This is a genomic window from Stenotrophomonas sp. SMYL41 (genome assembly GCF_036319965.1).
Lineage (GTDB): Bacteria > Pseudomonadota > Gammaproteobacteria > Xanthomonadales > Xanthomonadaceae > Stenotrophomonas > Stenotrophomonas maltophilia_R.
On the sequence record NZ_JAWIRX010000010.1, the window covers coordinates 11596 to 30486 of the forward strand.

General features: G+C 68.0%; 23 protein-coding genes. 12 read left to right on the forward strand and 11 right to left on the reverse strand.

The window, feature by feature from the left end:
- The first annotated feature begins 93 nt into the window (after nt 1-93).
- A complete protein-coding gene (gene phnF / locus V3B30_RS12945) occupies nt 94-840 on the forward strand; it encodes a phosphonate metabolism transcriptional regulator PhnF (protein WP_262083563.1) in 747 nt (248 codons plus the stop codon).
- 39 nt (nt 841-879) lie between these two features.
- Here phnF and V3B30_RS12950 read toward each other — a convergent pair whose 3' ends face one another.
- The 4 genes from V3B30_RS12950 to V3B30_RS12965 form a co-directional block, all read right to left on the reverse strand.
- Nucleotides 880-2034: a TIGR03364 family FAD-dependent oxidoreductase gene (locus tag V3B30_RS12950; protein WP_262083564.1), complete on the reverse strand. Its 1155-nt coding sequence runs from the start codon at nt 2032-2034 to the stop codon at nt 880-882.
- A gap of 10 nt (nt 2035-2044) precedes the next feature.
- A complete protein-coding gene (locus tag V3B30_RS12955) occupies nt 2045-3340 on the reverse strand; it encodes a DUF5690 family protein (RefSeq protein ID WP_262083565.1) in 1296 nt (431 codons plus the stop codon).
- A complete protein-coding gene (locus tag V3B30_RS12960) occupies nt 3337-4026 on the reverse strand; it encodes an HAD family hydrolase (protein ID WP_100474087.1) in 690 nt (229 codons plus the stop codon). Before V3B30_RS12960 ends, V3B30_RS12955 begins: the two co-directional genes overlap by 4 nt.
- An 89-nt stretch (nt 4027-4115) precedes the next feature.
- The gene (locus tag V3B30_RS12965; protein WP_100474088.1) at nt 4116-5021 is read right to left on the reverse strand and encodes a LysR substrate-binding domain-containing protein; all 906 of its coding nucleotides are present in this window, start codon (nt 5019-5021) and stop codon (nt 4116-4118) included.
- A 98-nt stretch (nt 5022-5119) separates the two neighbouring features.
- On the opposite strand from V3B30_RS12965, the gene V3B30_RS12970 reads away from it, so the two are divergent.
- On the forward strand, nt 5120-5263 hold the full coding sequence (locus V3B30_RS12970; protein WP_202908131.1) for a hypothetical protein: 144 nt from the start codon (nt 5120-5122) through the stop codon (nt 5261-5263).
- A 7-nt stretch (nt 5264-5270) separates the two neighbouring features.
- On the opposite strand, the gene V3B30_RS12975 is transcribed toward V3B30_RS12970, so the two are convergent.
- Complete coding sequence (locus tag V3B30_RS12975) at nt 5271-5837, reverse strand: GIY-YIG nuclease family protein (protein ID WP_262083566.1); 567 nt, start codon at nt 5835-5837, stop codon at nt 5271-5273.
- 42 nt (nt 5838-5879) lie between these two features.
- The gene (locus V3B30_RS12980) at nt 5880-7433 is read right to left on the reverse strand and encodes an alkaline phosphatase (RefSeq protein WP_100475265.1); all 1554 of its coding nucleotides are present in this window, start codon (nt 7431-7433) and stop codon (nt 5880-5882) included.
- Between the two features lie 118 nt (nt 7434-7551).
- Here V3B30_RS12980 and V3B30_RS12985 point away from each other — a divergent pair, with 118 nt between their 5' ends.
- Nucleotides 7552-8346, forward strand: coding sequence for a D-alanyl-D-alanine carboxypeptidase family protein (locus V3B30_RS12985; protein WP_100474090.1), 795 nt, complete (start codon nt 7552-7554; stop codon nt 8344-8346).
- A gap of 5 nt (nt 8347-8351) precedes the next feature.
- Here the strand turns inward: V3B30_RS12985 and V3B30_RS12990 are convergent, their stop codons facing one another.
- Nucleotides 8352-8945, reverse strand: a complete 594-nt coding sequence (locus V3B30_RS12990) for a TetR/AcrR family transcriptional regulator (protein WP_100474091.1) — start codon at nt 8943-8945, stop codon at nt 8352-8354.
- 16 nt (nt 8946-8961) lie between these two features.
- The gene (locus V3B30_RS12995) at nt 8962-9558 is read right to left on the reverse strand and encodes an NAD(P)H-dependent oxidoreductase (RefSeq protein WP_262083567.1); all 597 of its coding nucleotides are present in this window, start codon (nt 9556-9558) and stop codon (nt 8962-8964) included.
- Nucleotides 9559-9684: 126 nt separating this feature from the next.
- On the opposite strand from V3B30_RS12995, the gene V3B30_RS13000 reads away from it, so the two are divergent.
- A complete protein-coding gene (locus tag V3B30_RS13000; RefSeq protein ID WP_262083568.1) occupies nt 9685-10218 on the forward strand; it encodes a hypothetical protein in 534 nt (177 codons plus the stop codon).
- 76 nt (nt 10219-10294) lie between these two features.
- Here the strand turns inward: V3B30_RS13000 and V3B30_RS13005 are convergent, their stop codons facing one another.
- On the reverse strand, nt 10295-11122 hold the full coding sequence (locus V3B30_RS13005; protein WP_262083569.1) for an isocitrate lyase/phosphoenolpyruvate mutase family protein: 828 nt from the start codon (nt 11120-11122) through the stop codon (nt 10295-10297).
- A gap of 166 nt (nt 11123-11288) precedes the next feature.
- Here V3B30_RS13005 and V3B30_RS13010 point away from each other — a divergent pair, with 166 nt between their 5' ends.
- From V3B30_RS13010 to accC, 5 genes are all read left to right on the forward strand, one after another.
- Nucleotides 11289-12017 carry a DOPA 4,5-dioxygenase family protein gene (locus V3B30_RS13010; protein ID WP_100474095.1) on the forward strand — a complete coding sequence of 243 codons (729 nt, stop codon included), beginning with the start codon at nt 11289-11291 and terminating at the stop codon, nt 12015-12017.
- A 273-nt stretch (nt 12018-12290) separates the two neighbouring features.
- Nucleotides 12291-12740: a type II 3-dehydroquinate dehydratase gene (gene aroQ, locus V3B30_RS13015; RefSeq protein WP_100474096.1), complete on the forward strand. Its 450-nt coding sequence runs from the start codon at nt 12291-12293 to the stop codon at nt 12738-12740.
- Entirely contained in the window at nt 12740-13162 is a 423-nt protein-coding gene (locus V3B30_RS13020; protein ID WP_202908159.1) for a lysozyme inhibitor LprI family protein, read from the forward strand. Before aroQ ends, V3B30_RS13020 begins: the two co-directional genes overlap by 1 nt.
- A 54-nt stretch (nt 13163-13216) precedes the next feature.
- Nucleotides 13217-13696 (forward strand): acetyl-CoA carboxylase biotin carboxyl carrier protein, encoded by a 480-nt coding sequence (accB, locus tag V3B30_RS13025; RefSeq protein ID WP_100474098.1) that lies wholly within the window; start codon nt 13217-13219, stop codon nt 13694-13696.
- Nucleotides 13697-13706: 10 nt separating this feature from the next.
- Complete coding sequence (accC, locus tag V3B30_RS13030) at nt 13707-15074, forward strand: acetyl-CoA carboxylase biotin carboxylase subunit (RefSeq protein WP_019660825.1); 1368 nt, start codon at nt 13707-13709, stop codon at nt 15072-15074.
- A 101-nt stretch (nt 15075-15175) separates the two neighbouring features.
- Here the strand turns inward: accC and V3B30_RS13035 are convergent, their stop codons facing one another.
- Together V3B30_RS13035 and V3B30_RS13040 are read right to left on the reverse strand one after the other, a co-directional pair.
- Nucleotides 15176-15550 (reverse strand): hypothetical protein, encoded by a 375-nt coding sequence (locus tag V3B30_RS13035; protein WP_100474100.1) that lies wholly within the window; start codon nt 15548-15550, stop codon nt 15176-15178.
- On the reverse strand, nt 15547-16518 hold the full coding sequence (locus V3B30_RS13040; RefSeq protein ID WP_100474101.1) for a hypothetical protein: 972 nt from the start codon (nt 16516-16518) through the stop codon (nt 15547-15549). Before V3B30_RS13040 ends, V3B30_RS13035 begins: the two co-directional genes overlap by 4 nt.
- 164 nt (nt 16519-16682) lie before the next feature.
- Between V3B30_RS13040 and prmA the strand changes: the two genes are divergently transcribed.
- The 3 genes from prmA (at nt 16683) to fis (ending at nt 18804) form a co-directional block, all read left to right on the forward strand.
- A complete protein-coding gene (prmA, locus tag V3B30_RS13045) occupies nt 16683-17603 on the forward strand; it encodes a 50S ribosomal protein L11 methyltransferase (protein WP_100474102.1) in 921 nt (306 codons plus the stop codon).
- Nucleotides 17604-17645: 42 nt separating this feature from the next.
- Entirely contained in the window at nt 17646-18413 is a 768-nt protein-coding gene (locus V3B30_RS13050; protein WP_262083570.1) for a DUF3426 domain-containing protein, read from the forward strand.
- 115 nt (nt 18414-18528) lie between these two features.
- Nucleotides 18529-18804: a DNA-binding transcriptional regulator Fis gene (gene fis, locus V3B30_RS13055; protein WP_005419706.1), complete on the forward strand. Its 276-nt coding sequence runs from the start codon at nt 18529-18531 to the stop codon at nt 18802-18804.
- The last annotated feature ends 87 nt before the right edge of the window (nt 18805-18891 follow it).

Genomic DNA, 18891 nt, shown 5'->3' on the forward strand with positions numbered 1-18891 from the left:
ACCGTCTGTGTCATGCCGTTGCAACCGCAACGCGTTGATATGCCTGCACGTGCAGTGCACCTGTCTAGTCCAGCAGCCGCAGATGGAGGTTTGATGACCATGCCCGCCCCGGCCCCGACGCCGCGCGATTCGGTCCTGCCACTGTGGCAGCAGATCGAACAGGCGCTGCTGCGGCAGATACGCGAACGCCAGCTGGTGGAAGGCGATGCACTGCCCCCGGCGCAGGTGCTGGCCAAGCGCTTCGCGGTCAACCGCCACACCGTGCGGCGCGCGATCGAGGCGCTGGAGGAGCGCGGCTACGTACGCACCGAAACCGGCCGCGGAAGCTTCGTGCAGGAGCATCCGTACCACTACCCGATCAGCCGGCGTACCCGCTTCGGCCGGGCCATGCATGACCTCAACGTGGAAAGCCACTACACCCTGCTCGATGCCCGCGTGCAGGTGCCGAGCCGCCAGGTGGCCCGTGCGCTCGGCCTGATTGCCGGCGAACGCGTGCATCGGGTGGTGTACTCCAGCCAGGTGGAAGGCCGCACGGTGGACCACAGCGAAGCCTATTTCCCGGCCACCCGCTTCCCAGGGCTGGGCGAGGTGTTCGCACGCACGCCGTCGGTGACCCGCACGCTTGCCGCGTTCGGGGTCACTGACTACCTGCGCCGGCATACGACGGTGATGGCGCGCCTGCCCGATGCCGAGGTCGCACGCGTGCTCGGGCAGTCAACGCGACGGCCGGTGCTGTGCGTGCACTCGCTCAACGTCGATCCGCAGGGGCAGCCAGTGCAGTTCGGCATCACCAGCTTCGCCGGTGACTGGGTGCAGCTGATGGTCAGCAGCGACCTCTAGGGAAGGCGCGGCGGGCGTTGCACCCGCCGCGCGCAGGCTTCACGCCACGCGGCGCAATGCCGCGTAGCGACCGTCCACCAGTTCCTCGGCCAGGCCGAAGCTGAGCGTCATGCCCAGGCCACCGCCGCCGATGGCGTTGACGATGGTCACGCCCGGTGCCGGCTCGGCGACGAACTCGCTGCGGCCGTCCAGCAGCTTGGGATAGATGCCGTGCCAGGTCTGCGCGATGCGCGCGTTCGGAACCTGCATGAAACGGGACAGGTAATCGAGCACCTTCTGGTTGATGGTGTGCTCGTCGAACGGATCATGCGTATGCGCATAGGCATGCGAATCACCAATGGTGATTTCACCCAGGCCGTTCTGTGCGGCCATCACGTGGATGCCAAGCTCGATCAGGTCGGCATGCTCGGCCTGGTAGCGCGCCTGCAGCGGAGCGACATCGGCGGCCTCGCGGAAGCCAGCATAGTGCACCAGCGACAGGCCGCCACAAAGCGCAGCGCCCAGGCGGAACGCGGAGGGTTGCGCCGCCAGCCGCAGCATCTGCAGCTTGCAGCGTGTCAGCGGGGCCGCCGCGTACAGCTCGGGATACAGTTGTTCAAACTCCGGGCCGCTGCAGACGAACACCTGGTCGGCCTCGAACAGGCGGCTGCCGGACCATACCCGGCCGCTCTCCACCGCCGTCACCGGCGTGCGCCACTGGAACTGCACTCCATGGCACTGGTGAAGCACATCCGGCAGCGCGCGGATCGCCTGGCGCGGATCGACCACCAGCTCATCGGCATTGAACAGTGCGCCACGCAGTTCGCGCGCAACCAGCGCCGGCGACTTCACCAGTGCCGCATCCCGATCCAGCAGGCGGCAAGGGCGCAGCTGCGCATTGGCTGCCGCATACTGCTGCAGCACGGCCCATTCGTCGTCGGCATGGGCAACATGCAGCGAGCCGCTGGGATCGTGCCAGAGGCCGGCGACGTCGATCAGCTCCTGCCAGATCTGCCGCGAGCGCAGCGCGCGCTCATACAACGGGCCATTGGGCACGCCGATCGGCCAGACCATGCCGAAGTTGCGGATGGAGGCGCCGACAGCGCGTTCATGGCGTTCCAGCACGGTGACCTTGCAGCCACGTACGGCCAGCGCGCGGGCCACGGCCAAGCCGACGATGCCGGCACCGACCACGAGGGCGGTTGTGTTCTTCATGGGGATGGACTCAGACGGAGGCGAGTGCCGGCATGCGGGCCAGGCGTAGCGCCTTGTGGTGGAAGTACAGCAGCGACAACAACAGGCAGGCACCGCCCAGCAGCGACAGATGGATGACCGCACTGGAGAAGAAACGCACCCACGACAGCTGCAGGCCGGAGAATTCGTGGCCGAGCAGGACCAGCACGCTGCCCAGGTAGCCGAATGCATCGGCCAGGTACATCACGAAGCCGACGTTGCCAGCGACCTTGAAGGTGGCGATCAGGCGTTCGAAGAACACGCAGTTGAACGGCACGTAGGCCAGGTACAGGCCGAAGCCCACCAGGCCCAGCCACGCCAGCGGATGCAGCATGCCCTCGCGGAACGCCAGCGTGCTCAGTCCTGCAGTGGCCAGGCCGATGAACATCAGCGCGTGCAACGCCATCAGGCCGTTGAGGTTGTTGCGGAACCAGGTCAGGCCGGCGGTCAGTGCCAGCACCGCGAACGCCACCGGCGTCTCGATGGCGGCGAACACGCCGGCGCTGCTACCATAGCCCAGCTCGCGGAACAGCTCGGCCTCGAAGCTGTCGCGGAAGTCGCGGACCACGGTCAGGCACACATAGCACAGGATCATCAGTGCCAGCCCCGGCAGGAAGCGGCGCACGAAGGCACGGCGCTGCGTGCGATCCATCGGCAGGCGTGGCGAGCGCTCGCGCAGGTCGGCGGCATCCGGAGCAGGAATGCGTTCGAGCATGCGCACCGACACCAGCAGCAGCGGCAGGAACAGCAACCCGCACAGGAACGGCATCCAGAACTCGCTCACGCCCTGCAGCAGCAGCCACTTGCCGACCGACTTCACCACGCCGGAGGCCATGATGAAGCTGGAGGCGAGGATCGCACCCATCGCTTCGGTGGTCCGCCGCCCTTCCAGGTAGCTGAACACCAGGCCCCAGACCATGCCCAGCGGCAAGCCGTTGAGGAACAGGAACGGGATGTTCCAGGGCGCCGGCACCAGCGCGAAGCCAAGCAGGGCCAGCCAGGAGATGCCGATCAGGCCCAGCAGCAGGCTGGCGCGGCGCTCGGCGCGCAGTTCGCCGATCACCCGCACGCCGATGAACTTGCTGCACATGTAGCCCAGCACCTGCGCCACCACCAGCCACACCTTGTAGTCGGCGCCGAACAGGTGCTGGCCATCGAACGATGCGGCGGCGAATGGCTTGCGGAAGGCGTACATGCACGCATAGGTGGACAGTGCGGCACTGCCGGCGAACACCGTCAGCGCCAGCGGATGCCCCTGCAGCCGCGCCCGCAGCGAGGGCCGGCTCATGCAGCGGCGACCGTGCCGGAACGTGCCAGGCCGAGCAGCGCCGGCAGGCGCTCGAGGTGGTCGATGATGTGGTCCGGACCATGCGGCAGCAGTTCGGCACGGGTGAACGCGCCAGTGGTGACCGCCACGTTCAGGCCGACACCAGCATTGCGCCCTTCATTGATGTCGACCTCGGTGTCGCCCACCTTCACCACCGTCGCGGCATCGTCGACGCTGGTGCGCTGCATCAGCGCCTGGATCATGTAAGGTGCCGGTCGACCCGCCGGCACCTCGTCGCTGGCCACCAGCGCATCGATGCGATCCTGCCAGCCGAGCCGCTCGATGATCACCTCGGCGATGTCGCGCGAGAAGCCGGTGTCCAGGCCGATGCGGATGCCATGCGCGCGCAGCGTTTCGAACAGAGCCTCGGCACCCGGCAACGGTGCGATGCCCGGCGCATGGCGATAGCACTCGAGCATGCGCGCCACGAAGTCGGCGTGGATCGGTGCCACGCGCGGGTCGTCCACCGCGGTGCCCAGCAGCCGCGCGATGGCCTGTGGCTTGGGGTAGCCCATCAACGGGCGAACGTCCTCCACGTCGATGGGGTGGCCGGCGGCGGCCATCGCTTCGGCGAAGGCGCGGGCGACCAGCCCCGGGTCGGCAACGGTGGTTCCGGCGATATCAAGGACGACGAGGCGGTAGCGCATGGCGGCAGGTGGTGTTGAGCGGAGGTGCCCAGCTTCGCCGCGACCGGCCACACGCTGATGACAGCGCCCGGACAGGCCGGTGCACCTGTCTAGCCGTGCGGCCCCTGCGCTGCCATGTGCCGCACGTGCTCGGCGGCCTGCGCATGCAGCCAGTCGCGGAAGGCGAGGAAGCCACGATGGCTGGCCGAGCGCTGCGGGTACACCAGCCAATGCGGCCACGCCGTCTTCAGTCGCAGCCTGGACAGCGCGACCAGCTGGCCGGATTCCAGCAGCAGGCGTGCCCGGGTCACCCGTCCGAGCGCCACGCCTACGCCGTCCAGCGCCGCACGGTGGTGTGCCTCCGAATCATCCAGCACCGCCACGAAGCGCGGCGGAGGGTTCTGCCCGCTCAGCGCGAACCAGGCACCCCATGCGCCGTCGGGATCACCCAACAGCGGCCACTGGTTCAGCGGCACGCGGTCGATGCCGCCCATGCGTTCGATCAGTGCCGGGCTGGCCATCGGCAGCAGCCACTCGTCGAACAGCGGCTCCACCACCAGGCCCGGCCACTGCCCGCTGCCCAGCCGCAGCGCGGCGTCGAACTGGCGCTGCCGCTCGAAATCAACCAGGCGTTCACTCGACTGCAGGTTGATCTCGATCTGCGGGTGCTCAGCTACGAAGTGACCCAGCCGCGGCACCAGCCACGCCGACGCCATCGACGGCACCGCGCTGATCGTCAGCACGTGCTCGGCGCGTGCGGCATAGGGCTGGAAGGCCTCGTTGATCGCATCCAGATGCGGGCCGACCTGGTCGAGCAGGCGTTGCCCTTCCAGGGTGAGGGTGACGCCACGCGGCTGGCGGACCAGCAGCGGCTGTCCCAGCCGCTCTTCCAGCTGGCGCATCTGATGGCTGAGCGCGCTGACGGTCACATTCATCGACGCGGCGGCGCGCGAGAGGTTGCCCAGCCGGGCGGCGGCCACGAAGCCCTGCAGGGCATGGAGCGGAGGGCGGGACATCAGGCTTGAATTCCTCTCAAGGCATGCTTGCGGAAATGTCGCTTTTTGCCTGCCCATGCTGCCCGTATCGTGCAATCCACTCAAGTGGAGGCACGCTCATGAACATCTACAGCAGCCTGTTGTTCCTGCACGGCCACGTAGCCAACGCCGAGCTGGCACGGCAGCTGGCCAGCCCGTCTGCACCTGCCCCGCAGTGCGCGCGGCAACCGGCCGCGCCGGTTCAGCCGCCGCGAACCCGTTGAACGCTCCTCAACCTGCATACCAGCGTTGGACGTGTTCAGGCAGCCACGGCATCGGATCGATATCCAATGCCCGGCAACCGTCGAGGGTGTCACGCAGCGCGCCCTCGCCGGGGCCACCGGGCATCCGCAGGCCTTCCTCTTCTGGAAGCTGCACCGCAGCCCAGTCGTGCAACCGGTCCATGCGCAGGCGCATCGCCGCCCGCAGCCACGCCTTCAGTGGATAACAGCGATAGCCTTGTTCGCCCAACGCGGCAATCGCACGCGACAACGCCGGGTTGGCACCACGTACCCATTCGGTACGACCTCCAGCCTTGTCCTGGACCGTCATCGGCGCCGGTGCGCGGTGCGCCTTGAACGGCGAACGCAGCTGCAGCTCAAGATCCCGCGCATCACGCTCGCTTTCCGCTTCCACCAGTGCACCGGCGTCGAGGTCGAAGAACTCGAACCAACGCCGGTGCAATGCGCCGATGCGTCTGAGCGGATCACGTGAAAAGCCGATCTTGGCGTAGTCCTCCCAGGCACAGGGGAAGACGTAGGCGAAGACACGACCGTCGATGCGGATATCGGATTGCATGTGCGCAGGCTGCCTCGACAACAGCCCGGGTGCAACCGGGCGTTACCGTGGACGCTGCAGCGCCTCCTGCACCGCCGCAGCCACGTCGGTGTTGTCGATGTAGCTGCCGTCGTTCCAGCGCACATGCTGGCGGTAACCGGCATCGACACCCCGCACGCGCTTTGCAAGCAGCTCCGCGCCAGCGCCCTTTGCCCACAGCGGCACCAGCGCATTGGAATGGTTGCCGGTGGGGCGGAAGCTCATCCCCGGCATGCGCCCACGACCCTTGTTGCGTACCGGCTCGAAGGCAACGTTCTGTGCATCCGGGCCCATCGGCATGCTGTTGTCGTGGTCGGTGGTGACGATCAGCAGGTTGCGCTCCCAACCACCGTTGCGCTCGATCCATTCAACCACTGCCGCCACTGCGTCATTGAACTCCACGGTTTCCTCGATCAGGCGGCCGTATTGCGGCTGGTCGCTGCATTGGCCGTAGTGCCATTCGGTACCGCAGGCGCTGGTATGCGCGGCCCAGTCGGTGGCCCCGCCTTCCACCATCAGGAACAGGCCCTTGGCCGAACGCTGCTGCAGGAACTGCAGCGCGCCGCGCGTCATGGTCGCAAGATCGGGCACGCTGTCGATCTTCCTCACGCCGGAAGGCGTGGCCGCATCCTTGCCCAGCACCTGCAGCTGGCGCGCCTGCTGCAGCGTATTGGCCACGCGCGGCACGCCAATCAGCGGCCGGTCGGCCGGCAGCGTTCCCTGCGCCAGCGCAGCGAACGCTTCCTTGCTGCGGATAAGGCGCCACGGCCCCGCCGGATTGCCGGCAATGGTGCTGCCCGCTTCCAGCTGCTGCCAGTCCTGCTGCGACACCCATTCCCACGGGTTCGCGCAGCCCTCGGCCTTCGTCGCACCGGCACCCTCATCGCAGGCGCGACCATCGACGCTGTAGCCGGGGCCGCCGGTGCCCATCACCAGGTCCATGTGGCCCTGCGCCAGCATCTGGTGCGCAATGGCGTGATAGTTGTTGCGCGATGCGTTCTGCGCCGCGAACGCGGCCGGCGTGGCGTGCGCGAACGGCACCGAGGTCACCACGCCGGTGGCCATGCCCAGCCGCTTGGCGCGCAGCGTGTTGAACTCGACCGCGTTGCCATCGTTGTTGTAATTGATGGCGTTGTTGTAGGTCTTGATCCCCGAGGACAACGCCGTACCCGCCGCCGCACTGTCGGTCGCGACCGCCGCCAGGTACTGGTAGCCGGCGAACGGCAGGTCCTGCGCCGGCACTGGGGTTTCGTCCCACGCCCTGGCTGCGTCGTAGCCGAGGGCCTGTGCGTGATCGCGGGTCGGCTGGCTGCTGGCGTTCAGCGGGAAAGTGGTCACCGCCAGGCGCTGTGGGAAATCGGCATAGGGTGCGCCTTCTCGGCTGCCGTATTGCCAGTAGGCGGCCGCGTCCCAGGTACCCCAACCGGCACCGTCATTGATCATCACGATCACGTTGTGCGGGCGGGCTTCGGCGGAGGAAACGGCCTCGGCGCGCAGGTTGGGCTGGCAGCCGCCAAGCGCGGCCAGCGCGAGCAGCAGCCAAGAATGAAGCCGGCGGCGAGGAACAGGTGCAGTCATCGGATATCCCATCGGGCCATCGGCGGCCCACGATGACGATACGTTATATCGTTTCAATATTGCAGCTTGATGCAGCCGCCACGGGCTATCCTGCAGGCCCTCCTCCGTCGCCGTCTCCATGCCGTCTCCTGCTCCTGCGCGCGCGCCGCTGTCCTCGATCACCCTCGATGCGGCAACCTTCGCGGTGATCCACCAGCACCACGCGGACGTCGCGCGGCAACCGGCCTCGCTGACCAAGCTGATGACGGCCTACGCCGCTTACGAATGTGTCGAAGAGAACGGAAGGGCGTGGGACGAAGCGGTCATCATCGCCGCCGAGGATGTGCATGCGGTGGCCGACGATGAAACGCGCATGGGCCTGGTGCCCGGCGAATCGGTCAGCCTGGCACGCCTGCTGGAAGGGCTGATGATCGTCTCCGGCAATGATGCGGCGCTGGCCATCGCGCGCCATCTGGACGGATCACAGCCTGCGTTCCTTGACCGCATGAACCGGCACGCACGCCAGCTTGGCCTGCGCGACACCTGGTTCGCCAGCGTCTCCGGCATCACCACGCCGCACCATGCGTCCAGCGCGCGCGACATGGCAGTGCTGGCCGCCTGCCTGCTGAATGACCATCCGCAGATACTGGCCATCACCGCGCAGCGCGCATTCGCGCATGGCAGCTTCAGCCGCAGCAACCAGAACGCACTGCTTGGCGAAGACGGCGTGGATGGATTGAAGACCGGCTACACCCAGGCCGCAGGCTTCTGCCTGGCCGCCACCGCATGCCGGCCGGTGCCCGGGCACGACCCGCCGGCCCGCCTGATCACCGTGGTACTGGGTTCTGAAAGCCGCGACGCGCGCGACGCTCTGGTGCGCGAACGGCTGGCCGCCGGGTTCGCGGCACTGGCCGGCAACACCGCCAACGCCTGAGCGGCTCAGCGCCGCTTGACCGTCGCTACGATCAAGCGCTGCAGCTCGGCTTCGGCAGCGGCCTTGTCCAGCGCGCCGGAAGCCACGGCTTCGGACAAGGCTTCGGCCGCACCGAGAATCGCCCAGCGTCCCGCCAGCGGCACCGTGCCATCGGCAGCGAACGGGCCCAGCCAGGTGTCGCAGTTGTCGATGAAATCCTGCTGGTAGCGCCGCCGCACCTCGTGCAGTTCCGGTGCGCCGACCAGTGCGGCGAGGATGCCCTGCACTTCACTGCCCTGGCTGAGGATGCAGTCGATGTATCCGGAGGCGATGGCCGCCGCGCGATCGGCCAGCTGCGCCCTGGCGCGGCCGATGCGCTCGTTGAAGACCCGCGTCTGGCGGCCGTCGTAGTCATCGTAGAGCGCCGCCAGCAACCCATTGCGGGTGACGAAATGGTCGTAGGCCACCGGCTTGGTCACGCCGGCTGCCTCGGCCAGCCGCCCGAGCGTCAACGCGTCGGTGCCTTCGCCGCCCACCAGTGCCCAGGCCACATCCAGCAACTGGCGGGCGCGTTGCTCGCGGGTCAATCGGCGGCGCGTGGGTGCGGCATTGGCAGGCATCGGCAGGGCACGGCGGTCAGCGCATCGGAGTACCGATTTTACGGCCGATCGCCAGCGCGGTCTGCAGATGCGCTTCGGCCGTACCGGAATCGGCGTCCAGCAGCAGATCGGATGACAGCACGCGCGCGCCGCAGTAGTCGAAGATGCCCATGTCGATCTGGGCCTTCATCGCGGCACCGTAGCCGCGCCGTTCGATCATCTCCGCGCCGGCTCCGCCGATGCCGACCAGGTGCACATGCAACCACTGCAGCTTTTTCCGTACCTTGCCATCGGCACCGTCCTGGTAGGCCCAGCCCTGGGTGAACACGCGATCGATCCACCCCTTCAGCAGCGCAGGGAACGACCACCAGTACAACGGGTAGACCAGTACCAGCGTGTCGGCAGCCTCCAGCCGCGCCTGCTCGGCGGCGACGTCGGCGGGAGCTGCGCCGGTGCCACGGAACAGCGCCTGGTCCTGTCGGGTGAAGCGTGGATCGAAGCCTTCGGCCATCAGATCGGCGTGGGTCACGCTGTTGGCGGTATCCGACGCGGTGATCGCGTCGCCGATACGCCTGGCGACGGCCTGGGTCAACGCGCCGGATTCAGGATGGGCGGTAACGATGAGGGTGTGCATGGGGGATGTCCGGAATTCACTAACTACCAATAGTAAGTAGAGACGCCCGGGATACCAGCACCATGGGTGGGACGCTGTTTCCGCATCCACCGTATAGTGCGGCGGTTGCCGCCGAGATACCCGACGATGCACCGATATCTGCTTGCCCTTCTGCTGGCCCTGCCGATGGCAATGGCCGTTGCGCCAGCGCTGGCCGGTGAACTCAGTCCGGAAGACTCGGTCGCATTGCGCAAGGAGGTGCAGGCGATGATGGACGCCTTCGCCCGGGGCGATACCGAGCTGATCATCGCGCGCACCCATCCCAGCCTGAAACAGCTGGCCGGCGGCGACGAGGCCTATGCGCGGGCGACCCGCGATACGGTGAAGGCACTGCGCAAGGCCGGCGTCACCATCATCAGCGACGAAGCGGGCGTGCCGGGCCGCACCTATGCGGCCGGTGACGAGGACGTCTGCTTCGTACTGCGCCAATCACTGCTCCGCGTGCGCGAGGCGCCGATGCGCAGCACGTCATTCATGGTCGCCGTACGCCGTGTCGGCACGAGCCAATGGAATTTCATTGACGGTTCCACGCTGCTGGACAACCCCGCGCTGCTGCGTCAACTGCTGCCGGCTCTGGAACCTGGCGTGACGCTGCCCAAGAGTGGGATGGAAGCGCTGTAATCGCAGGCACATCCATCCAGGCATGGCGTGGAGCTTCTGCCCGCCTGCTGGCCTGGGGCCCGCGCCGAGGCTGCCGTCAGCGAAACAGCGCGTTCAACGCAGCCCCGGAAGCCGCCTGCTGCAGGCCATCGAAGCGGCCGTCCTGCACGATCGGCTGGGTCGCCTGCATCAGCCCACCCCATGCCGCGCGCGCCAGCGCACCGCCCAGGCTGACCCGGCGCACGCCGAGTGCAGCGATGTCCTGCAGGCTCAGCGGTGTCGGTCCACCGACCAGCAGGTTCACCGGCTTCGATCCCGCAGCGGCAACCACCGCACTGATCTGCTCGCGCGTGCTGATGCCCGGCGCGTACAGCACATCGGCACCGGCCTCGGCATACGCACGCAGGCGCCGCAGGGTGTCCTGCAGGTCCGGTACGCCAACGAAGAAATTCTCGGCGCGCCCGACCAGCAGCACGTCGCCACCCGCGCGGTCGATGGCTGCACGGGCAGCGCGCAGGCGCTCGACCGCCTGGTCGATCGGGCGCAGCGGTGCATCGGCCACGCCGCTGGCATCCTCGATCGACAGCGCCGCGATGCCGGTGCCGATCGCTGCCGCCACCGCCTCCCCCACGGCCTGAGGCGTGGCGCCGAAGCCATCACCGAAATCGGCGTTCAACGGCAGCGGTGTCGCTGCCGCCATCAGCCGCAGATGTTGCAGCGTGGCCTGCAGCGAAACCGCCCCATCCGGCCGCCCTTCACTCCAGGCGCAACCGGCACTGGTGGTGGCCAGTGCCTGGAAGCCCTGGCGCTGCAGGTAGCGGGCGCTGCCCACGTCCCACGGATTGGGCAGCACGAAACAACCGTGTGCATGCAATTGGCGGAAAGCCACGCGCTTGCGTTGGGTGTCGGCATCAGGCGAGGTCATGGCGGGCTCCGGGGCGGCAGACCTGCACCCTAGCCCGCCGCCCGGCCGCGCTCAATGGCGATGAAGGCGGCCGTGCATGAAGTGATACCGGCTGCTTATTGGACACCACCGTGCGCGCTGCCCGAGCGTGCTTGCCTGCCCACACAGTGCCACCACGGAGCCTTCCATGCAGCCGGATCCGCAGCCCCCCGTCGACGCCGGCGACGATGACGCCCACTGGGCCGACCTGCTCTCGCCCGCACGACGTCGACTGATCGCATCAGCCGGACTGGCTGCCGGCGGCCTGGCCAGCGCGTCGACCGCCACCGCCGCCGCGCGCAGCGACAGCGCGGTGAACACTACCGAGCCCGGACGCCCCGGCTTCCGCGCCATCGTCCCGCCGACGCCCGAAGGCCGCAGCCCCTGGGGCCTGGCTACGGCAAGCGAGCCCACCCCGCGCCCGACCAGCGTGCGCCCTGGCGAGGCCACCCTGCCCGCCCGGCCACGCGCCTACACCGACATCAAGAGCTATCACGCGCATATCTACTTCGATGAGGACAGCTTCGAGAAGGCCGCGCTGCTGCGGCGCTGGGCGGCCGAGCGCTTCCCGGTGGAACTGGGCAACTGGAACCTTGAGCCGCGCGGCCCGCACGTCACCCCGTCGTTCTACTTCGGCTTCACCAACGACCTGCTGCCGGTGCTGGTGCCCTGGCTGCAGCTCAACAGCCTGGGCCTGACCATCCTGATCCACCCCAACACCGGTGATGGCCGTGCCGACCATCTGTATTACGCGTTATGGGTGAACCGCGCGCAGCCGGTGAATGCCTACAACTGGCCAGCGCCGAAGCCCGGGGAACGGGAACCGCTGGAGGAGGTGTTCCCGAACGTGGTGCCGACGGTGCCGCTGGAGACCTGAGCAATCGAGCATCCATCCACGCATGGCGTGGATCTACGGCGTCACGGGCCATTGCAGCATCCGTCATCGTCCGGCCTTGCCGCCATCGTCGGCCTACGTGCCTGCATCCCCGGCCAGCACGCCATTCAGCGCGCCTTGATCCAGCGCCCGCCGTACGGCCACAAGCGCTTCGGCGAATTTCAAACAATCGATTGAAACGCTGCAAACTTCGCCGAACTGGACAGTATCCGCCGGTTCCGCCAGACTGCCGCCCTTTCCCGTCTTCCGGATCCCATGGCGAAGCTGCTGGTCCTGCACGGCCCCAACCTCAACCTGCTCGGCACCCGCGAGCCGGAGGTCTACGGCCACACCACGCTGGCCGACATCGACCAGGCCCTGGCCGCCCAGGCATCGGCTGCCGGGCACACCGTGGAGAGCCTGCAGTCCAACGCCGAGCATGTACTGGTGGACCGCGTGCAGGCCGCACGCAACGACGGAACCGCGTTCATCCTGATCAACCCCGCCGCCTTCACCCACACCTCGGTTGCCCTGCGCGATGCGCTGGCGGCGGTGGCGGTGCCGTTCATCGAGATCCACCTGTCCAACCCGCACACCCGCGAGCCGTTCCGCCAGCACAGCTACTTCAGTGACAAGGCCGTGGGCGTGGTCTGTGGCTTCGGTGCCGACAGCTATCGCTACGCGATGGACGCGGCGCTGCTGCGCGTGCAGGCGGCCCGCGCGTGATGATGCTCCCAAGAGTGGTTGCCGGCATCGTGCTGTGGGCCGGCGTGTGCAGCGCCAGCGTCGCCGCCGAGCGCGCGGCCGCAGGCATTGACTGCGCGCAGGCCACCGGTGGCTACGAGCGCGACATGTGCGATTCCGATCGCCTGGATGATGCCGACAGCGCATTGAACGCCGTCTACATCCAGGCGCGCGGCGAACTGAAGGCACAGGCCGCCGATGGCAGCTGCAGCCGCTGCGCGGCGGCCGAACAGCACCTGGTGAAGGCCCAGCGCATCTGGATAACCCTGCGCGATGCAGACTGCGAGGCGGTCTACGCCTTCAATGCAGACGGCACCTCGCGCAACCCTGCGAAGATGCAGTGCCTGATCACCCAGACGCGCGACCGTACGCGGCAGCTGCGCGAGTTCTACGAACTGCTTTGACCCGAGTGCAACCGCACTCCCCACCACACTGACATCACGAGCAAAGAGGCCACCATGGATCTCCGCAAAATCAAGAAGCTGATCGACCTGCTGGAAGAGTCGAACCTGGCTGAAATCGAAATCAAGGAAGGCGAAGAGTCGGTGCGCCTGTCGCGCGCCCCGGTGGCCGGCTATGCCGCCCCGATTGCAGCCCCGGTGTACGCCGCTCCGGCCGCTCCGGCGCCGCAGGCGATGCCGATGCAGTCGCCGACCGAAGCCTCCACCGGCGGCACCGCCAAGCCGGGCCCGGCGCTGCCGGAAGGCCACGTGCTGCGCTCGCCGATGGTCGGCACCTTCTACGCCTCGTCCGCCCCGGACAAGCCGGCCTTCGTCACCGTTGGCCAGCAGGTCAAGGAAGGCGAAACCCTGGCCATCATCGAAGCGATGAAGATGTTCAACCCGATCGAGGCCGACACGTCCGGCACCATCGTCGCCATCCTCGGCGAGAACGGCCAGCCGGTGGAATTCGACCAGCCGCTGTTCGTGATCGGCTGAGGGGCACGCCATGCTCGACAAAGTCGTCATCGCCAACCGAGGGGAGATCGCGCTGCGCATCCTGCGTGCGTGCCACACCCTCGGCATCCGCACGGTGGCCGTGCACTCCACGGTCGATCGCAACCTCAAGCACGTGGCCATGGCCGACGAGTCGGTCTGCATCGGCCCGGCGCCGTCGCCGCAGAGCTACCTCAACATTCCGGCACTGATCGCTGCCGCGGAAGTCACCGACGCCCAGGCCATCCACCCGGGCTATGGCTTCCTGTCGGAGAACGCCGACTTCGCCGAACGCGTGGAAGAGTCCGGCTTCATCTTCATCGGTCCCAAGGCCGACACCATCCGCATGATGGGTGACAAGGTCGAAGCCATCCGCGCGATGAAGGCCGCCGGCGTGCCCTGCGTGCCCGGCTCGGGCGGCCCGCTGGGCGAGGACATCGTCGCCAACACCAAGATCGCCCGTGAGATCGGTTACCCGGTCATCATCAAGGCGGCTGGCGGCGGCGGTGGCCGCGGCATGCGCGTGGTGCACGCCGAAGCCTCGCTGAAGACCTCGATCGAAACCACCAAGAGCGAGGCCAAGGCCGCGTTCGGCAATGGCGAGGTCTACATGGAGAAGTTCCTGGAGAATCCGCGCCACGTGGAAATCCAGGTGCTGGCCGACGGCCAGGGCAACGCCATCCACCTGGGCGAGCGCGACTGCTCGATGCAACGCCGCCACCAGAAGGTGGTGGAAGAAGCGCCGGCACCGGGCATCACCGCCGAACAACGCGAGCAGATCGGCAAGGTGTGCGTGGAAGCCTGCATCCGCATCGGCTACCGTGGCGCCGGCACGTTCGAGTTCCTGTACGAGGACGGCCGCTTCTACTTCATCGAAATGAACACCCGCATCCAGGTGGAGCATCCGGTTACCGAAATGGTCACCGGCATCGACCTGGTGGCCGAGCAGCTGAAGATCGCCGCCGGCCAGAAGCTGTCGATCAAGCAGAGCGACGTGGTGCTGACCGGCCATGCCATCGAATGCCGCATCAATGCCGAAGACGCCGAGACCTTCGTGCCGAGCCCGGGCACCATCACCGGCTTCCATCCGCCCGGTGGCCCCGGCGTGCGCGTGGATACCCACATCTACAGTGGCTACCGCGTGCCGTCGAACTACGACTCGATGATCGGCAAGCTGATCGTGCACGGCCCGGACCGCGAAACCGCCATCGCCCGCATGCGGGTGGCACTGAGCGAAATGGTGGTCGATGGCATCAAGACCAACGTCGCCCTGCAGCAGCGGATCATGCGCGACAAGGGCTTCCAGGCCGGTGGCCAGAACATCCACTACCTGGAAAAGCGCCTCGCCGAGCGCAAGAACAAGCCGATCGCACTGACCTGATCGGCGGCAGGTGCTGGACATGGAAAGGGCGGGGATCTCCCCGCCCTTTTCTGTTTCCCTTCCTGTAGAGCCGGGCATGGCCCGGCTCTACACTGGCCGGCTCAGCGCGCGTCCGCCGCGGTCGCCGGGATCTGCGAATTGGCCAGCGGCCGCACGCCATTGGGCGAGGTCGGATCGACGATCACCATGGTTTCGGTGGAACCATCGGGCCACACCACCTGGAAGGTGCTGCCGGCCGGCAGTGAAGTGAACGGCATGCCACTCTGCGCGCGATAGACCGCAGCGACCTGGCTGGCACCGGCGCGACGCACGTCTTCCTGCGCCTTCACCGTGGTCAGTTCGACCTTCGACAGATGCCGGTAGCGATCCTCGTAGGTATCGATCATCAACAGGCCAACCGCGCCGGCCGAGTAGGCCACGAACAGCGCCACCCAGAACCAGAACTTGGCCCCGTGCAGGAATCGGCGATAGTTCATTGCTCGTTCCTCTTTCCAACCAATCGCTTGATCCATTCCTTCATTTTCCCAGCACCTTGCCGCGATACCGCAGCGTCATACACGAAATCCCGGAAATCCTGCGCCCCATCCTGCGAACAGATCCCTCCGTTCGCACAAAAATTGTTGACCAGCACGCTGTCCGCTCCACAAGCTAGACCGAGTTCACAGGCCGCAAGCCGCCATGCAAGTTCACTGAGCTGCTCGCCGGCCACCAGCCCGTCAAGCGCGCGGTCACCGGCAGCACGCACGCCCATGCCCGGCGCGATGGCCATGTAGGCCTCCGGGTCGCGCGAGGTGCGCACGCGCTCGACCAGGTCGCGGCGGTACTCGGCACTGTCGTGCAGCGGCTCACCTTCGGCGAACAGCGCTGCTTCCGCAGCCAGGTTGCCCTGCGCGGCCGCTTTGCGGCGCTCGGACAGCACCAGCGCCGCGCCCAGCTTGTCGCCCGGCACGAATCCGCCGCAGCGCTGCGCCACGCGCTCGCGCGCCTCGACCATCGCCGGCGCCGCCGTCAGGCCCAACCCACTCAGTACGTTGTTGTCCAGGCGGTAGCCGCCCGGATCGAGTGCGTACTGCGCGCAATAGTCATAGACGCGGCTGAGCATCCAGCGCGCCTCGTGATTACCGTTGTCGGCCTGTGTGCGCAGGCGCTGGGCGTAGGCATACAGGTCGCTGGCGTCTTCGATGTCGGCGCGCAGGTCCAGCGGCAGGCCCGACGGCAGCGTGTTGCCCCGCTCGAAGGCCGCCAGCCGTCGCGCCAGTGCTTCGGGCACCACCGGCAGCGGCGCTCCGCTGTCACGGCTGGCCACCGCCAGTGGCAGGTCCGGCGACGCCGACGGCGATGCCCCGCCCGCTGCGTGGCCGCTGGCCCGATACCCGGCCACGCCCAGCACGGCCACCGCCGGCAGCACGAGCAACCAGGTTTTCAGGGTCGGAGCGAAGGCCATCGGCGGCGGTGAGCGTTCACGGCGCACAGGAAAGCGCCGAGTTTAGCAAGGCCCGGCAGGCCTGTCTGAACTGCGCCCGTTCATCTCAAGGCGCCATCTCAGGCGATACGGAGACGCCCCGATGGTCTAGCATGGCCCCCTTTCCCGCGATTGCCCCCACCGCCATGCCGTTCCTGGAACTGACCCTGCGCTGCACCGAAGCCACCCAGCCCCGCTATGAAAATGCGCTGGAGGACGTCGGCGCACTGGCCGTCACCCTGCTCGATGCCGAAGCCGACACCAGCAACGAACAGGCCATCCTCGAACCGGGCGTGGGTGAAACGCCGCTGTGGGACACCCTGGTGCTGAGCGCGCTGTTCCCCGCCGACAGCAACGCGCTGTTGCTGCTGGCCGCACTGGAATCCTTCGACCCGGAACTGGACTGGAGCAATGGCAGCTTCCGTGCGGTCGAAGACGAAGACTGGGAACGCGCCTGGCTGGACCAGTTCCAGCCGATGGATTTCGGCAGCCGCACCTGGATCGTGCCGTGGAACCATGAACTGCCGGACGCTGCACAGGCCGCCGATGCCGCCGTGGTGCGGCTGGACCCGGGCCTGGCGTTCGGCTCGGGCACCCACCCGACCACCGCCCTGTGCCTGCGCTGGCTGGACCAGCTGGCCGTGGACGGCCAGCTGCAGGGCCAGCGCGTGCTCGACTTCGGCTGCGGCTCGGGCATCCTCGCACTGGCCGCGCTGAAGCTGGGCGCTGCCGAAGCGATCGGCGTGGACAACGATCCGCAGGCGCTGGTCGCCACCGCCGACAATGCCGAGCGCAATGGCGAGCAGGCCCGCATGCATGTGTACCTGCCGCAGGACGAACCGGTCGCCACCTACCCGGTCGTGGTCGCCAACATCCTTGCTTCGGCGCTGGATGCACTGGCCGAGCTGCTGGCCGCACGCGTCGCCGCTGGCGGTCGCATTGCCCTGTCGGGCATCCTGCATGGCCAGGAAGGCGAACTGCTGCAGCGCTATGCCGCGTGGTTCGACGATCTGCAGGCCACCCAGGATGGCGACTGGATGCGCATCACCGGCGTGCGCCGCGCCTGATCATGATTGAATGACCGCTGGATCCGAGCCCGCGCCCTGAACATGTCCGAGCCGAACTCGCCGCGCCGTCCCCTGGCCACCTTCCTGCGCCCCGCGCCGGAAGGCGAGGCTGCACCTGCGACCGATGCGCGCACGCTCGACCCGGCGGCGCATGGCATTCCTGTCGTGGAGACCGGCGACCCCATCGACGCGGCGTTGCCGCCGATGGCGGAGACGCGACAGATCGATGACACCGTCATCCTCGACGAGGCGGCCGTGATCGAACCCGTCCTTGCCGTCCCGGCCGCGCAGGCCGTGGCCGGCGATGCGCCGAGCTTCCTGGGCACTTCACGGCCGCGCGCGCTACCGACGCCGCGCTGGCACTGGGTGCTGGTTGCCGGGCTGGCACTGCTGCTGGTACTGCAGAGCGTGCTGGCCGATCGTGCGCGACTGGCCGCCGACGCCGGCAACCGCGCCTGGCTGGGCGCGTTGTGCGGCGCACTGCGCTGCAGCCTGCCGCCCTGGCACGAGCCCACCGCCTTCACCATGACCAGCCGTGAGATCCGTCCGCTGCCGGGCCAGCCCGGCGTACTGCAGGTGCAGGCCAGCATCCGCAACGATGCGCGCTGGGCACAGGCCTGGCCGGACCTGCGCCTGTCGCTGTCCGATGCCGATGGCCGGGTGATCGGCAGCGGCGTGTTCGCACCGGCGCAGTACCTCGGCGAGGCCCCCGGCGCGGCCCTGCTGGAACCGGGCCAGAGTGCGCGCATCGCGTTCCGCGTGCAGGAGCCTGCCGCGTCCACCGTCGCATTCACCTTCGACTTCCTCTGACCAAGGTAGAGGCGACCAGCCGTGGCAGGTCGGGCACGCTCGCGCTAGACTGGCCGCCACCACCTCGTCCGGCCGCGCGCTCCGCGCGCACGGGCCAACCAGATCGGGAACCCCCTTGAACGCTGTCCTCTCTCGTCCTGACAACAGTCGTGGCGCTCCCCGGCCACCGCTGCGTGAACACGTCGCCCAGTCCGTGCGCCGCTACCTGCGTGACCTCGATGGCTGCGACGCGGACGATGTCTACGAGATCGTGCTGCGCGAGATGGAAATCCCGTTGTTCGTGGAAGTACTCAACCACTGCGAAGGCAACCAGAGCCGTGCCGCCGCGATGCTGGGCATCCACCGCGCCACCCTGCGCAAGAAGCTGAAGGAATACGGCATCAGCGCCTGAGCGCGCGTGGGTAGTGGCGGGGGGGGGGGGGGGCGCGCGGGCGCGGCGGGCGGCGTGGGGGGGGGGGGCGGCGGCCCCCCCGACCCC